Raw genomic sequence first — 14,735 nt, 5'->3', positions numbered from 1 at the left:
AAGTTACCTGCGGGTAGGATCCTTCTCACGCCGCAGGTCCCTGCCGTCGGCACGATCGGCGGATCTAGGCTGCGGCTCTGTACGCCCCGACCGAGGAGCAGCCCTTCATGCAGACCTTCGCGATCGTCCTCTCGTTCGCACTGACCGTCGCCGCGGTGGCCATGCTGGTGCCTGCCGTACGGCGCATGCTGGGCGTCATCCGGAGCGGCCAGCCCGCACCCGGCCGCAGCGACAACCCGGTCGGCCGGACGGCGACGATGCTCAAGGAGACGTTCCTCCACACCCGGATGCTGCAGTGGCACTGGGTCGGCATCATGCACTGGTTCGTCTACGCGGCCTTCCTCTTCCTCAGCACCGCGGTGCTGGCGGCGTACTTCCAGCTCTTCGAGCCGTCGTTCGCCTGGCCGCTGGTCGGGCACTGGTACCCCTACGAGTGGTTCAGCGAGCTGATCGGCCTGCTCAGCACGATCGGCATCGTCTACCTGATCGTCTACCGGCAGCTGCACCACCCGCGCAGCGAGGGCCGGCGCAGCCGGTTCTTCGGATCCACCTTTTGGCAGGCCTACTTCGTCGAGGCGCTGGCGCTGCTCGAGGGCTCGGCCATCCTCTTCGTCCGCGCCGCCGAGTGGAGGCTCGACGAGGACGCGGGGCGCAGCCACTACCCGATCGCGTCCTGGATCGGCGACGCGTTCTACTCCGACGACGCCTCGACCCTTGAGAACACGATCTATGCCATCGCGGCGTTCAAGATCGCGCTCGCGATGATCTGGCTGATGGTGATCGCCCGCAACATCACCATGGGCATCGCGTGGCACCGCTTCACCGCGTGGTTCAACATCTTCTTCAAGCGCGAGCCCGACGGCACCACCGCGCTCGGCGCGATGAAGCCGCTCACCTCCGACGGCAAGGCGGTGACCCTCGACGACATCGACGACCTCGACGAGGACTCGGTCCTCGGCGTCGGCAAGGTCGAGGACTTCTCCTGGAAGGGCATCCTCGACTTCACCACCTGCACCGAGTGCGGTCGCTGCCAGTCGCAGTGCCCCGCCTGGAACACCGAGAAGCCGCTCTCCCCCAAGCTCCTCATCACCAGCCTGCGCGACCACGCGTACGCCAAGCACGACGGCGTGGAGGCGCACGCCGAGCGCGAGCTGGTCGGCGTCGGCTCCAAGGGCGAGAGCGCCGGCGCGGGCACCGACGTGCTCGACTACTTCTACAACCCCGCCGACGGCGACTTCGTCATCGACGAGGACGTGCTGTGGAGCTGCACCTCGTGCGGCGCGTGCGTCCAGCAGTGCCCCGTCGACATCGAGCACGTCGACCACATCATGGACATGCGGCGCTACCAGCTGCTCGTCGAGTCCAACTTCCCGGCCGAGCTGAACCAGCTGTTCAAGGGCCTGGAGAACAAGGGCAACCCGTGGAACATGTCCGCCAGCGCGCGGATGGACTGGGCCAAGGGCCTCGAGTTCGACGTCCCCGTGGTCGGTGAGGACCTCGAGTCCCTCGAGTCGGTCGACTGGTTGTTCTGGGTCGGGTGCGCGGGGGCCTACGAGGACCGCGCCAAGAAGACGACGCGCGCGGTGGCCGAGCTGCTGGACATGGCCGGGATCTCCTTCGGCGTGCTCGGCAACGGCGAGACCTGCACCGGTGACCCCGCGCGTCGCGCCGGCAACGAGTTCGTCTTCCAGGGCCTCGCCCAGCAGAACGTCGAGACCTTCAAGGAGTACAAGGTCAAGAAGGTCGTCTCGACCTGCGCCCACTGCTTCAACACGCTCAAGAACGAGTACAAGGACTTCGGCATCGAGCTCGAGGTCGTGCACCACACGCAGCTGCTCAACCGCCTCGTGCGGGAGGGGAAGCTGACGCCTGTCAAGGACGGCGCCGGCGCCGCGAAGCGCTCGATCACCTACCACGACCCGTGCTACCTCGGCCGCCACAACCAGGTGTACTCGCCCCCGCGCGAGCTGCTCCAGGTGCTGCCGGGCGCGGAGTACGTCGAGATGGAGCGCAACTCCGAGCGCTCCTTCTGCTGCGGAGCCGGTGGCGCCCGCATGTGGATGGAGGAGAACCTCGGCGAGCGGATCAACATGAACCGCACCCGGGAGGCCGTCGGGACCGGCGCGGACCAGATCGCCGTCGGGTGCCCGTTCTGCCGCGTGATGCTCTCCGACGGACTGACCTCCCAGCAGGCGTCCGGCGAGGCCCGCGAGGAGGTCGAGGTCCTCGACGTCGCGCAGATGCTGCTCGCGTCCGTCAAGGGCGAGCAGGCGACCAAGGCCGCCCCCGGGTCCGTCCCGGCCGCCGCGCCCGCCGCAGCCACCGCGACGGCCACCGCGACCGCCACCGCGACCGCCACCGACGTGGCCACCAAGGACGAGCCGGAGGCCGGTGACGTCACCGTCACCGACGAGACCGTCACCGAGACTGCCGACGTGGGGCCTGCCGCGAAGGCGTCGGGCGGCTCGTCGCTCTTCGACACCCCGGCCCCCGAGGCGCCGGCCCCTGCCGCCGAGCAGTCGTCCGGCTCGCTGTTCGACACCCCCGCGCCCGAGGCACCTGCTGAGACTGAGGCGCCTGAGGCAGCCGAGGAGAAGCCGGCGGAGGCGTTCGCCGGCGGGTCGCTGTTCGACACTCCCGCGCCCGAGCCGGAGGCGCCGAAGGCCGAGGCCCCGGCCGAGGCCCCGGCACCGTCACCGGAGAAGCCCGCCGCCCAGCCGTCCACGGACCTCGGCAGCGGCGGCTCGCTCTTCGACCTCGGGACGCCCGAGCCGGCCGCACCGGCCGCCCCCGTCGAGCCGGCAGCCTCCGAGGACGAGCCGGCTCCCGCTCCGGCAGCCGACCTGGGTGGCGGCGGGTCGCTGTTCGACATCGCTGCGCCGGAGCCGGCTGCGGCCGAGCCGACCTCGGCCGAGCCCGCTGCGACCGAGCCCGCCGCGTCGCAGCCCGGGCCCGCCGTGGGCGGTGAGTCTGCCAGCGACTCGACCCCCAGCACCGCTCCCGCACCCGCCCCGCAGGTGGACCTCGGCAGCGGGTCGCTCTTCGACCTTCCCGCGCCCGAGCCGGCTGCTCCCGCAGCCCCGGTGGCCGCTGAGTCTCCCAGCGACTCAACGCCCAGCGAGCCCGTCGAGGAGCCTGCTGCGGCCGTCGCCGAGCCTGCCACCGAACCGGCGCCTGCAGTCGCGCAGGAGGAGCCGACGGCTGCCGGGTCGGCTCCCGCCGCGGGTACGACGTCGACGCCCGCGACGGACGTCGACCTCACGGGCCTGGGGTCGCTGTTCGACCTCGACGCACCAGCGGAGCAGCCGGCAGCGCAGCCGGCGTCCGCCTCGTCCCCGACCGAGCCCGAGCCCGCAGTGGACGCTGAGTCTCCCAGCGACTCAACGCCCAGCGAGCCTGCCGAGGCGGTCGCGGAGCCGGTGTCCGAGCCGGAGCCGGCGCCCGAGCCGGAGGCCGCGTCCGCACCGCCGAGCGGAGCGGACCTGAGCCAGGCAGCCCTGTTCCGGGACCCCGAGGAGGAGCCCGCGCCGGCAGCCGAGCAGGCGCCGGGTGACGAGCAGGCGGACGAGCAGGCGGACGCGAGCGACGTACCCGCCCCGGTGGACGCCGAGACCGCGCCCCCGTCCGACGGCCCGGCCCACGAGCCGCGCAACGACGTCGACATCAGCGGGTCCGGGTCGCTCTTCGACCTCTGACCCCTCCGGCAACCCGCTGCGTCATGCGAACCCGTACCTGTAGGTGCGGGTTCGTATGACGTCCGGGACCGGGCGGACAAGGCTGACATCACCCGACCGCCAAACTGACATCACGAAGACGTTGACATGACATCACGATGATGTCATCGTGGTGCACATGGACATCACCCCGTACGTCGACAGCCTCCGCCGCGACCTCGTCGCCGCGTCCGAGGCCGGCAGCGACGAGCTCAAGCAGGCGGCCGAGCGCCTGGCGTACGCACTCGACCCCAGCGCGCGTCTCGCGCTGATGGAGGCCATCTCCCACGCGGCCGCCGAGATCACGGCCGAGCTGCCCGACGGCAGCGTCGACGTCCGGCTGGTCGGTCGCGAGCTGGACTTCGTCGTCGAGATGGCTCCCCCGGCCGCCATGCCCGAGCCGCCTCCGCCGCCCGCGCCCCCGGCGCCCCTCGAGGAGGAGGCCGGCGACCTGGCCCGCATCACCCTCCGCATCCCGGAGTCGGTCAAGGCGCGCGCCGAGGAGAAGGCCGCCGCGGCCGGTCAGAGCCTCAACACGTGGATGGTCAACGTGGTGCGCAGCGCCACCAACGACCACTCGATCAACGTCGACATCGACCTCAGCAGCGTCCCCTTCGTCGGCTACGACCCGTTCGCCGGGAGCCGCAAGCAGGGGCAGGGCAGCCGCCGGATGACCGGCTGGCAGTGACCACCACGACCTGACCACCACGACCTGACCCGGGGCTCGAGCCCCGCCACCCCATCGCACCACGGACCGGCACCCGCCGGCCCGGTGGACGAGCACACCCTCAGGAGACCCGATGAGCAACCAGCTGGACCTCACCTTCGACACCCCGGAGCCGATCGGCCTCTACGTCGAGAACGGGCGCGGGAGCGTCGACGTGACCGCCACCGACACCACCGAGACGACCATCCGCATCACCGGCCAGCGCGCCGAGGAGTTCGACGTGCGCGACCTCGGCGACCGGATCGCCATCATCGCCCCGCCCCGCAGCGGGGGCTTCCTCGGCAAGGACGCACGCGCCGAGATCGTCGTGGAGGTCCCCGTCGCGAGCGGCCTGCAGGCCAAGGTCGGCAGCAGCGACGTGGCGACCCACGGCCGGTTCGGCGACGTCCGCATCGACAGCGGCTCCGGCGACGTGTCGCTCGACGTCGTCGACGGCGACACCCTCGTCCAGGCGGGCTCCGGCGACCTGGTCGTCGAGCACCTCCACGGCGACGCGCGCCTCAAGTCCGGCTCGGGCGACGTCGTCGTACGCCGTAGCGAGTCCGAGCTGGTCGTGACGACCGGCAGTGGCGACGTACGCGTCGAGTCGGCCCGCGACGGGCTCGCCGTCAAGACCGGCTCGGGCGACGCCCACGTCCTGTCGATGGGCGGCGAGGCGGTGTTCACCACCGGCTCGGGCGACCTGGTCGTCGCCGAGGTCGCCTCGGGGCGCGTGACCGCCAAGACCGCGAGCGGCGACGTCCGCATCGGCGTCGTGTCCGGTACGCCGGTGTGGACCGACGTCCGCACCGCGAGCGGCCGGCTCACCTCGACCCTCCCGAGCACGGGCGAGCCCGCCCCCGACCAGCCCTACCTCGAGGTGCGCGCCACCACCGCCTCCGGCGACGTGACCCTCCACGAGAGCTGACCGACCCGTCCGCAGACCCCACGAGCCGAAAGGAGCACGGCCATGCACGAGTCACTCACCGACATCGAGCTGATCGCACGCCACCGCATCGCCGAGCGCGTGCGCTACTCCCCCCGCGCGCCCCGCACCAAGCGCCGCTGAACCCCGGCGCCGCCGCCCAGCCGCCCGCCGCCGCCCCTGTCAGGACCTCATCGCGACACCGCGACGCCAGTAGCCCATGAAGGCGACCTGGCTGCGGTCGAAGCCGAGCTCCGTGACCAGGTGGCGGCGCAGGCCCGTGACGACCTTCGACTCGCCGGCGATCCACGCGTAGGTCCCACCCACACCCGTCACGTCGCCCGGGAGGTCCTCCCCGGAGGAGGAGTAGAACGGCGTCTCCCACAGGTCGGGGTCGACCTCGTCGGGCGTCACGTCGACGTGGGCTCCAGGGATCCCGAGGTGGGCCACCACCGCGTCGTGCAGGCCGATGCCGAGCTCGTCGCCCTCCCGCGCGAGCCACACGACCTCGACGCCCGCCGGACGGCGTACGTCCTGCACGTCGGCGGCGACGGGCACCTCGAGGAAGGCCGTGCCGGTCGCCTCGTCGGGCAGCTGCTCCAGCACCGCGCAGACCGCCGGCACGGCCGTCTCGTCGCCGACGAGGAGCAGGTCGGCGCCCGGGCCGGGCGTGAACTCGATGCCGCCGTAGGGGTAGCCCCGCCGCGGCGCGAGCAGGGCGATCCGGTCGCCGACCGAGGCGCGGGAGGCCCAGAGCGAGCCGGGGCCGACGAGGTCGCCCTCGAGGTGGAGCACCATGTCGACGACGAAGGTGGTCTGCGGACCGGAGCCGCGGACGTCGCGGATCGTGTACGTGCGCATGTGTCCGCGCTCGGCCGCCGGGCGCTCGAGCCAGGTGGAGAACCAGGTGTCGTCGGCGCCCTCGGTCGAGGTGAGGCCTCCGGTCTCCGGGTCGGGGAGGACCAGCTTGATCCGCTGGTCCCAGCGTGGGCCGTCGACCCCGAAGTCGGCGAGGTCGGGGCTGCCGAGCTCGACGCGGACGAAGGTCGGCGAGAGCCGCTCGACGGCGACGACCTCGACCTCGGTGAAGAGCATGGGGAGTGCGGCCTGGTTCGAGCTGGCGGTCACGGTCATCGGATCTCCTGGCTGGCGGGGCTGACAGTGCTGGACGGCGCGGGCTGCCGCGGCCGGTGCCGGCCGACGGGCACGACGAGGGGCGTGTGCGACACGGGGTCGTCGATCACCCGGTTGTCGAGGCCGAATACCGTCCGGACGACGTCCTCGGTGACGACCTCGTGGGGGCTGCCCTCGGCGACGATGCGCCCGGTGTGCAGCGCGACGAGGTGGTCGGCGTAGCGGGCGGACAGGTTGAGGTCGTGGAGCACCATGACGATCGTCGTGCCCCGCCGGGCGTTGAGCTCGGCGAGGAGGTCGAGCATCTCGACCTGGTGCGCGACGTCGAGGTAGGTCGTGGGCTCGTCGAGCAGCAGCAGGTCCGTGCCCTGCGCGAGCGCCATGGCGATCCACACCCGCTGGCGCTGGCCGCCGGAGAGCTCGTCGACGACCCGGTCGGCGAGCCCGAGGGTGTCGGTGAGCGTGAGCGCCTCGGCGACCGCCTCGTCGTCGGCGCTGGTCCAGCGGCCGAAGGGTCCGTGGTGCGGGTGTCGGCCCCGACCCACCAGGTCGGCGACGGTGACGCCCTCGGGCGCGACGGGGTTCTGCGGGAGGAGCCCCAGCGTGCGGGCGACCTGCTTGGTCGGCAGCCGGTGGATCGCCTCGCCGTCGAGCAGCACCGAGCCGGACCGCGGGCGGAGCAGGCGGGCGAGGCCGCGCAGCAGGGTGGACTTGCCGCACGCGTTGGCACCGACGATGACGGTGATGCGGCCGGTCGGGACCTGGAGGTCGAGGTCGCGCACGACAGAGGTGTCGGTGTAGCCGAGCGTGAGGTCGCTGGCCTCCAGCCGCGCGTGCGGGCTGGTGGGGGTGGCGGCGGTCATCCCGCCCTCCTTCCACGGTGTGCGTCGAGGGGGCCACGGGCGAGCAGCCAGAGCAGGAACGGGGCGCCGAGGGCGCCGGTGACGACGCCCACGGGCAGGTTGAGGTCGGCGAAGGCGTAGGCGCCGGCGTAGTCGCCCGCCAGCACGATCACGGCGCCGACGAGGCCGGCGGCCGGGAGCGTCGTGCGGCCGCGGTTGAGGGCGCGGGCGATCGGCCCGGACAGGAACGCGACGAAGGCGACCGGACCCGCCGCCGCGACGGCGACGGCGACGAGCAGCACGCCGAGGAGCATGAGCAGGTCGGTGCGGCCGCGTCCGACGCCGAGGCCGGCGGCGGCGTCGTCGCCGAGCTCGGTCGCGCGCAGCGAGCGGGCGACCCACGCGGTGGCGGGCAGCAGGACCGCGAGGGCGAGCGCCAGCAGCCCGATCGCCTGCCACGCGACGCCGTTGACGCTGCCGGTCAGCCAGCGCAGCACCAGCTGGACGTCGTACTCGTCGACGCGGGTGAAGACGTACTGGATGACCGACTGCATGGCGGCGGCGAGGCCGATGCCGGCCAGGACGAGCCGGAAGCCGCCGTGGTCGCCGGCGACGGCGCGCACGGCGAGCGCGACGGCGAGGGCACCGACGACGGCGGCGGCGGAGACCGGCCAGCCGGTCCAGCCGGCGAGGGCGATCGCGGAGACGGCGGCGGCGCTCGCGCCGAGGCTGATGCCGACGATGTCGGGGCTCGCGAGCGGGTTGCGTAGCGTGGTCTGGAAGATCGCGCCCCCGACGCCGAAGGCGACGCCGACCAGCACGGCGAGCACGGCGCGCGGCAGCTTGGACTCCATCACGATGTAGCTGGCGCCGGGGATCTGCTCGCCGCCCACGATGCGCACGAAGTCGGGGACGGTGACGGTGAAGTCGCCCAGCAGCACGCGCGCGGCGAAGGCACCGGCCAGCGCCACCACGAGGCTCGCGAGCAGGCGACGGTGGTGGCGCACCGGCGCCCGGCGGGCCCGTCGTACGACGTCGAGGGCGTCCGGCGCGGGCGGTTCGGCGATGGCGGGGCGGCCAAGGGTCACGGTCACAACGCCCTCCCGGTGCGGCGGATCAGGGCGATGAAGACGGGGACGCCGACGACGGCGGCCATGATGCCGACCTGGACCTCCGCCGGCGGCAGCACGATGCGCCCCACGGTGTCGGCGACGACGACGAGGACGGCCCCGGCGAGCATGGAGAACGGCAGCAGGCGACGGTGGTCGGGGCCGACGAGGGCGCGTACGACGTGGGGCACGACGAGGCCGACGAAGGCGATCGGCCCGGCCAGGGCGGTCGCCGTGCCGGCGAGCAGGACGATCGCGAGGGCGATCACGAGGCGGTCGCGGGTGGTGCGGCGGCCGAGGCCGCGGGCGAGGTCGTCGCCGAGGGCGAGCGTGTCGAGCAGCCGCGCGCCGGCGAGGGCGAGCACCACGCCGACGACCAGGAACGGCAGTCCGGCGACGAGCACGTCGGTGCCCCGCCCGGCGACCGTCCCCACCTGCCAGAAGCGGAAGGTCTCCATGGTCTTGCGGTCCGCGAGGAGCAGGCCGGTGGTCCAGCTGGCCAGGCCGGCGCTCAGGGCGGCGCCGGTGATCGCGAGCTTCATCGGGGTCGCGCCGTCGCGGCCGAGGGACGCGATGCCGTGGACCACGGCCGCGGCGAGGGCCGCTCCGACGAAGGCGAGCGGGAGGAACTGTCCCATCTCGGCGGCGCCGAAGGCCGTCATCCCGACGACCATGGCGAAGGTCGCCCCCGCGTTGACCCCGAGGATCCCGGGATCGGCGAGCGGGTTGCGGGTGAGCCCCTGCATGAGCGCCCCGGCCAGCCCCAGGGCGGCGCCGACGGCGAGGCCGAGGACGGTGCGGTCGAGGCGCGCCTCGACCACGGCGTGCAGGGGGTGGGTGGTGTCCCAGACGGACGCGAGCGGCACCGCTCGGGCCCCCACCAGCAGCGACAGCGCGCCGGCACCGGCCAGCGCCACGACCGAGATCGCGACGCTGACCGGCAGGGCGGGACGACGCCTCTGGCCTCCCCCCGGAGCCCTGGCGACGTCGTCCCGCGTCGGGACGAGGGCTGTCATCAGCCCTCGATGGCCTCGACCACGTGAGGCAGGAAGTCGCTCACGATGACCGGGATGGAGAGGGGCGTGGGGTTGGTGGACGCCATGGCGTTCTGCTTGTCGGACTCGGCGTACCAGTGGCCCTCGGCGATCGCGGGGATCTGGCCGAGCAGCTTGTCGTCCTCGATCGTCTCGACGGTGTCGGGCGTGTCGACCCACGTGACGAAAACGTCGGAGTCGAGGTCGTCGGCCTTCTCCGCCGACACCGTGCCGTAGAACTCGCCGGGCTCGATGGCGTCGGCGACGGCCGGGGCGTCGACCATGCCGAAGTCGCGCAGGATCGAGACCCGCGGGTCCTCGGGGGCGTACAGGCCGACGGTCGAGAGGTCGGTGGCGGCGAGGTAGCCGTAGATCAGCTCGGCGCCCTGGAGCTCGGGGTTGGCCTCGGCGGCCGCGTCGATCGTGGCCTGGGTGTCGGCCGCGACCTCCTCGGCGAGCGCCGTACGACCGAGGGCCTCGCCGACCATCTCGAGCGAGGTCTGCCACGGGGTGGTCCACGGGGCCTCGGGGTAGGCGACGACCGGCGCGATCTTGGAGAGCTTGGCGTACTCCGCCTCGGTGATGCCGGAGTTGGTGGCGAGGATCAGGTCGGGCGCGAGCTCGGCGACCTCGTCGATCGGCGCGCCGTCGGCGTCGTCGTAGCGCACGGGCGCCTCGGCGCCCGCCTCCTCGACGGCCGCGTCGAACCAGTCGGTCGAGCCGGCCTCGTTGCCGCCCCACGTGATCTTGGTGGCGCCGACCGGCACGACCCCCAGGGCGAGCGCGTGGTCCTGGTCGGTCCAGCCGAGGGTGGCGACCCGGGTCGGCTCGGACTCGATGGTGGTCTCGCCGAGCGCGTGCTCGATGGTGACCGGGAAGGCGTCGGGGTCGACGGACGTCGTGGACGTCGGCTCCGCGGCCGCCTCCGTGCCGCTCGTGGACCCGGTGCTGCACGCGGTGAGGGCGGCGACCAGGAGGGTGGCCGCGGCGATCTTGATCGTGGTGGGCGCGGCGAGGCTTCGCTTCATCAGGGCTCCGGGGTCTCGGTAAGGCAAGGCTAACTAAGGGAAGCCTAACCACACCCAGCCGGAATTAGACAACAGGGGTGTGCCGTAATCCGGGACGTGGACCACGGGCAGCGGGGGGCGAGCCTCAGATGGGCGTGCGGTGGAACCCCTGGAACGACCGACTCGGGGTGGGTCCGCGCTGGCCCTGGTAGCGCGAGCCGTACTTCTCGGAGCCGTAGGGGTGCTCGCTCGGCGAGGACAGCCGGAAGAAGCAGAACTGCCCGATCTTCATCCCGGGGTAGAGCTTGATCGGCAGCGTCGCGACGTTGGCCAGCTCGAGGGTGACGTGGCCGGAGAAGCCGGGGTCGACGAAGCCTGCCGTCGCGTGCGTGAGCAGGCCGAGCCGCCCCAAGGACGACTTGCCCTCCACGCGCGCGGCCACGTCGTCGGGCAGCGAGACCACCTCGTACGTCGACCCGAGCACGAACTCCCCCGGGTGCAGGATGAACGGCTCGTCGTCCTCCGGCTCCACCTCGCGGGTCAGCTCGGACTGGTCGGCCGCCGGGTCGATGTGGGGGTAGCGGTGGTTCTCGAAGACCCGGAAGTAGCGGTCGAGCCGGACGTCGATGCTCGAGGGCTGCATCATCTGCGGGTCCCACGGGTCGAGTGCGATCCGGCCCGCGTCGATCTCGGCGGCGATGTCGCGATCAGAGAGCAGCACGCGGCAAACCTAGCCTCCGTTCTCGGCCTCGTGGAGGGGGTCGCACAATGATCCGGTGACCTTCCACCGCTACGTCGCCCTGGGCGACTCCTTCACCGAGGGCGTCGGCGACCCCGACCCGGCGCGCCCCAACGGCCTGCGCGGCTGGGCCGATCGCGTCGCCGAGGTGCTCGCCCAGCAGACCGACGACTTCGGCTACGCCAACCTCGCCATCCGCGGTCGCAAGCTCGGCCCCATCGTCGCCGAGCAGGTCGACGCCGCGATCGCGCTCGATCCCGACCTGGTCACCATCCACGGCGGCGGCAACGACGTGCTCCGCCCGCGCGTCGACATCGACGCCCTCGCCCGGACGTACGACGGCGCGATCGCACGGCTCAGCGCGACCGGCGCGCGCGTGGTCATGTTCACCATCTTCGACCCGGGCGCGGGCGGCATCTACGGCCCGATGCGCGGGCGGATGGCGATCTTCAACGAGTGGGTCCGCGAGATCGCCGACCGCCACGGCGCGACCGTCGTCGACATGTGGCGGATGCGTGACGTCGAGATCGCCGGCGTCATGGACATCGACCGGATGCACCTCAACAGCTCGGGCCACGCCCACATGGCCCACGCCGTCCTCGAGGCCATCGGCGTCGAGCACGGCCTGGAGCCCGTGACCGTCGGCCCGCTCCCCGTCCTCGGGCGGCGCGAGACGTGGGCCGCGAACGCGCAGTGGACCCGCGAGTTCCTCGTGCCGTGGGTGCACCGCCGGCTCACCGGCCGCTCCTCCGGCGACACCGTCACGCCGAAGCATCCGGCCCTCTCCAGCGTGCGGCCGCCCGTCGGGTAGCCCCATCCGGTAGCATCTGGCCCGCCGTCCCCGGACGGCACTGCGGATGTAGCTCAGTTGGTAGAGCGCGACCTTCCCAAGGTCGATGTCGCGAGTTCGAGTCTCGTCATCCGCTCCACAGTTCGTCGGTCGCGCCCGTCGTACCAGCGGTGACCCACCCACATTCCCAGCCCCCGGAATGTCGCCCACGCACCGCCCGAGCCCCCCGCGACGTACCAGCGGTGACCCACCCACATTCCCTGCCCCCGGAATGTCGCTCCCGCACCGCCCGACGTCCACCAGCTGGGGCAGGAGTGAGACTTGCGACTTCTGGGACCAGAGGGGACAGTGAGGCGTCCGTCTGTTCTCGGATCGAAGGTCTTCCCCCATGCCTGCACTTCCCCGCCCGACCTTGCGCCGGGTCGCCCACCGCATCGCCGACGAGGACGCCTCCCGCCCGCTGTGGCGCCACCCCGCGACCATCGCGGCGGCCGCGCTCGCGCTCACCCTCGGCGCCGTGCCGCTCCTCCCGGACGGGGGTGCGGACGACCGCGGCGAGATCGCCCCGAGCGCCGAGACGACCGACGCACCCGGGGCCGTCGGCGCCGGCACGGTGACCCGCGCGATGCGCGTCGAGATCGACCGTGTGCTCGCCGAGGGTGCGGCCCTCGACCGCGCCGAGGGGCGTACGGCGCTCGCGCGGGCGTCCGTGCGGTGCGCGACCTTCGAGGGCCAGCGCTACTGCCTCGGCTTCGGGTGGACCGACCAGTCGGAGGAGGAGCTGGCCGCCCGGCTGGAGACCCGGCCCACGGCTCGCACCACCGAGCGCACCGGCGACCTCGACGCCGAGGGGATGCTCGCCCGCGCCCAGTCGCGTACGTCGACCGCGCGCACGGAGGCCGAGCGCGCCGAGCTGACCATGGCCGCCCGGTCGGTCGGCAAGGTCTGGATGCTGCGCCACGAGATCCAGGGGGTGCCGCTGCCCGAGGGCTTCGCCGCGCGCCATCCCGAGGTGGCCGCGGGCATCGAGGCCCGCGGCGGCTTCGGCGGGTCCTACCCGGAGCGGTCCAAGATCCTCACCAGCAAGGTGGCCCAGGCCCAGAACACCACCTACTGGTGCGGCCCGGCGACCATGCAGGCGATCGGCTGGGGCGCGCAGGGCACGCGGAAGAACCAGTCCTACTGGGCCCGCCGCCTCGGCACGACCACGGCCGGCACCGCGATCACCGACATGGTCCGCGTGGTCAACAACAAGACCGACTACGACGAGGACACCCACGCCGGTCCCTACATCGTGCTCGACGTCGGCGACTTCAGCTTCAAGCAGTGGTACCGGCTGATGATGCGCCACGTCCACGACTACCAGGCTCCGGTCGTGCTCCACCCGTCGCTGCTCACGCAGTACTACCCCTACCTCGACGACGACGCGAGCGGCCACTTCCAGGTCGGACGCGGCTACGACCAGAACCCCGGCGGCAACCCGCAGCTCGGCTGGTTCGAGCCCTGGGACCAGTCGAAGTTCGACCCCAGCGAGCCGGCGATCGGCCGCGTGCAGTGGCGCAATGCCTACCGCTCCTACCGCGCCAACCTCGCCCACTTCCAGCACAACATCGGCGTCTGACGTGCGCGGACGTACGACGGCCACGCTGGCGCTGCTGCTCGCGCTGACCGCGTGCGCCGGGACGGACGGGACCGACGGGCCCGACCCGGGTGACGCGCCGAGCAGCACCGATACGGCCAGCGGCGAGACCGCACCCGACCTGCCGGACGGCGGACCCGTCGACGAGCCGGTCGTCGCCGAGCCCGCGACCGCGCCGCTGGACTGGCACGACACCGGCGTCCCCGTCGACACCCGCTACGTCAAGGGACCGCAGTGGGAGGCGCTGGGCGACGCGGCCGACACCACCGTCGAGCTCGCCCGCGACGGCGACGCGGTCACGGTCGCCGCGGGCCGGGGGCGGACGATCTCCGAGGTGCTGATGAGCGAGGGCTGGGCCGTCGTCGTGCGCCAGGACGAGGCCGAGACCGCACCGAGCGAGGTGGCGGTCGTCGACCTCGCCAGCGGGGAGACCCGCGACCTCGTCACGCCGCCCGCGGCGAGCGGCGGCTCGTGGGCCCTCGCCGACGGCGACCTCTACTACCCGACGTACGGCGACGGTGGCGCGTACTGCCTGGCCACCGCCGCCCTGGCCGACAGCAACGGCGAGGACGGCTGGTGCGCCCCCGACCGCAGCGGCTTCTCGGGCCTCACGGCCGGCGAGCACGGGGTCGGGATCATGACCTTCGACGACGCGCGCCCCGTGGCCTGCCGCACGGTCAACCTCCTCGACGGCAGCGGTGTCCCGCAGCCGCTCGAGGGGCCGGAGGAGTGCGCGGCGTGGGACGTCGCGGCGACGGCCGACGGTGCGGTGTGGTCCGAGGTGCCGAAGCCGCGGCGCCAGGAGGAGGCCCGCTTCCACGCCTCCGCCGACGGGACCTACTTCGACCTCGGTCCGGGCACCACCGGCAGCGCCGTCCCCTGTGGCGGGTCGGTCTTCTTCGTCCGCGACCCGCAGGGCCCCGACGAGCCCGCCCGGCTGTTGCGCTGGACGTCCGAGCGCAGGCTGGAGGTCGCCTACGAGTCCTCCTCGACTGGCAACGCCTTCCTCGGCGAGCCGGTCTGCGGAGGGGGCGTGCTCACGCTCGCGTCGTACGGCGAGAAGGGCGACGAGCACGTCTGGGCTAGCGTCTCCTGAC

General features: G+C 72.9%; 12 protein-coding genes and 1 tRNA gene. 7 read left to right on the top strand and 6 right to left on the bottom strand.

Going from position 1 to position 14,735, the window contains the following annotated elements; genetic code table 11:
* Positions 1-107: 107 nt before the first annotated feature.
* The 3 genes from NYO98_RS19375 (at position 108) to NYO98_RS19365 (ending at position 5,347) form a co-directional block, all read left to right on the top strand.
* Positions 108-3,695: a heterodisulfide reductase-related iron-sulfur binding cluster gene (locus NYO98_RS19375; protein ID WP_268113452.1), complete on the top strand. Its 3,588-nt coding sequence runs from the start codon at positions 108-110 to the stop codon at positions 3,693-3,695.
* Between the two features lie 157 nt (positions 3,696-3,852).
* Positions 3,853-4,401, top strand: a complete 549-nt coding sequence (locus NYO98_RS19370; RefSeq protein WP_268113451.1) for a toxin-antitoxin system HicB family antitoxin — start codon at positions 3,853-3,855, stop codon at positions 4,399-4,401.
* 112 nt (positions 4,402-4,513) lie between these two features.
* Positions 4,514-5,347, top strand: coding sequence for a DUF4097 family beta strand repeat-containing protein (locus NYO98_RS19365; protein ID WP_268113449.1), 834 nt, complete (start codon positions 4,514-4,516; stop codon positions 5,345-5,347).
* 180 nt (positions 5,348-5,527) lie between these two features.
* Here NYO98_RS19365 and NYO98_RS19360 read toward each other — a convergent pair whose 3' ends face one another.
* From NYO98_RS19360 to dcd, 6 genes are all read right to left on the bottom strand, one after another.
* Entirely contained in the window at positions 5,528-6,478 is a 951-nt protein-coding gene (locus NYO98_RS19360) for a siderophore-interacting protein (protein WP_268113448.1), read from the bottom strand.
* On the bottom strand, positions 6,475-7,341 hold the full coding sequence (locus NYO98_RS19355; RefSeq protein ID WP_268113447.1) for an ABC transporter ATP-binding protein: 867 nt from the start codon (positions 7,339-7,341) through the stop codon (positions 6,475-6,477). Before NYO98_RS19355 ends, NYO98_RS19360 begins: the two co-directional genes overlap by 4 nt.
* Positions 7,338-8,408, bottom strand: coding sequence for a FecCD family ABC transporter permease (locus tag NYO98_RS19350; RefSeq protein ID WP_268113446.1), 1,071 nt, complete (start codon positions 8,406-8,408; stop codon positions 7,338-7,340). The genes NYO98_RS19355 and NYO98_RS19350 overlap by 4 nt, the downstream gene beginning before the upstream one ends.
* 2 nt (positions 8,409-8,410) lie before the next feature.
* Positions 8,411-9,445, bottom strand: a complete 1,035-nt coding sequence (locus tag NYO98_RS19345) for a FecCD family ABC transporter permease (protein WP_268113444.1) — start codon at positions 9,443-9,445, stop codon at positions 8,411-8,413.
* Positions 9,445-10,491 carry an iron-siderophore ABC transporter substrate-binding protein gene (locus tag NYO98_RS19340; protein ID WP_268113443.1) on the bottom strand — a complete coding sequence of 349 codons (1,047 nt, stop codon included), beginning with the start codon at positions 10,489-10,491 and terminating at the stop codon, positions 9,445-9,447. Before NYO98_RS19340 ends, NYO98_RS19345 begins: the two co-directional genes overlap by 1 nt.
* A gap of 124 nt (positions 10,492-10,615) precedes the next feature.
* Positions 10,616-11,191, bottom strand: a complete 576-nt coding sequence (gene dcd / locus NYO98_RS19335; protein ID WP_268113442.1) for a dCTP deaminase — start codon at positions 11,189-11,191, stop codon at positions 10,616-10,618.
* 55 nt (positions 11,192-11,246) lie between these two features.
* Here dcd and NYO98_RS19330 point away from each other — a divergent pair, with 55 nt between their 5' ends.
* From NYO98_RS19330 to NYO98_RS19315, 4 genes are all read left to right on the top strand, one after another.
* Positions 11,247-12,020: an SGNH/GDSL hydrolase family protein gene (locus NYO98_RS19330; protein ID WP_268113441.1), complete on the top strand. Its 774-nt coding sequence runs from the start codon at positions 11,247-11,249 to the stop codon at positions 12,018-12,020.
* A gap of 42 nt (positions 12,021-12,062) precedes the next feature.
* Positions 12,063-12,138, top strand: a tRNA-Gly gene (locus NYO98_RS19325).
* 249 nt (positions 12,139-12,387) lie between these two features.
* Entirely contained in the window at positions 12,388-13,620 is a 1,233-nt protein-coding gene (locus tag NYO98_RS19320; RefSeq protein WP_268113440.1) for a cysteine peptidase family C39 domain-containing protein, read from the top strand.
* Position 13,621: 1 nt separating this feature from the next.
* The gene (locus NYO98_RS19315; protein ID WP_268113438.1) at positions 13,622-14,734 is read left to right on the top strand and encodes a hypothetical protein; all 1,113 of its coding nucleotides are present in this window, start codon (positions 13,622-13,624) and stop codon (positions 14,732-14,734) included.
* The last annotated feature ends 1 nt before the right edge of the window (position 14,735 follow it).

This window comes from Nocardioides pini, from assembly GCF_026712185.1.
In the GTDB taxonomy this organism is placed as follows: domain Bacteria; phylum Actinomycetota; class Actinomycetes; order Propionibacteriales; family Nocardioidaceae; genus Nocardioides; species Nocardioides pini.
Note: the sequence above shows the minus strand (reverse complement) of the source record. Positions and strands in the feature narration are given on the sequence as shown.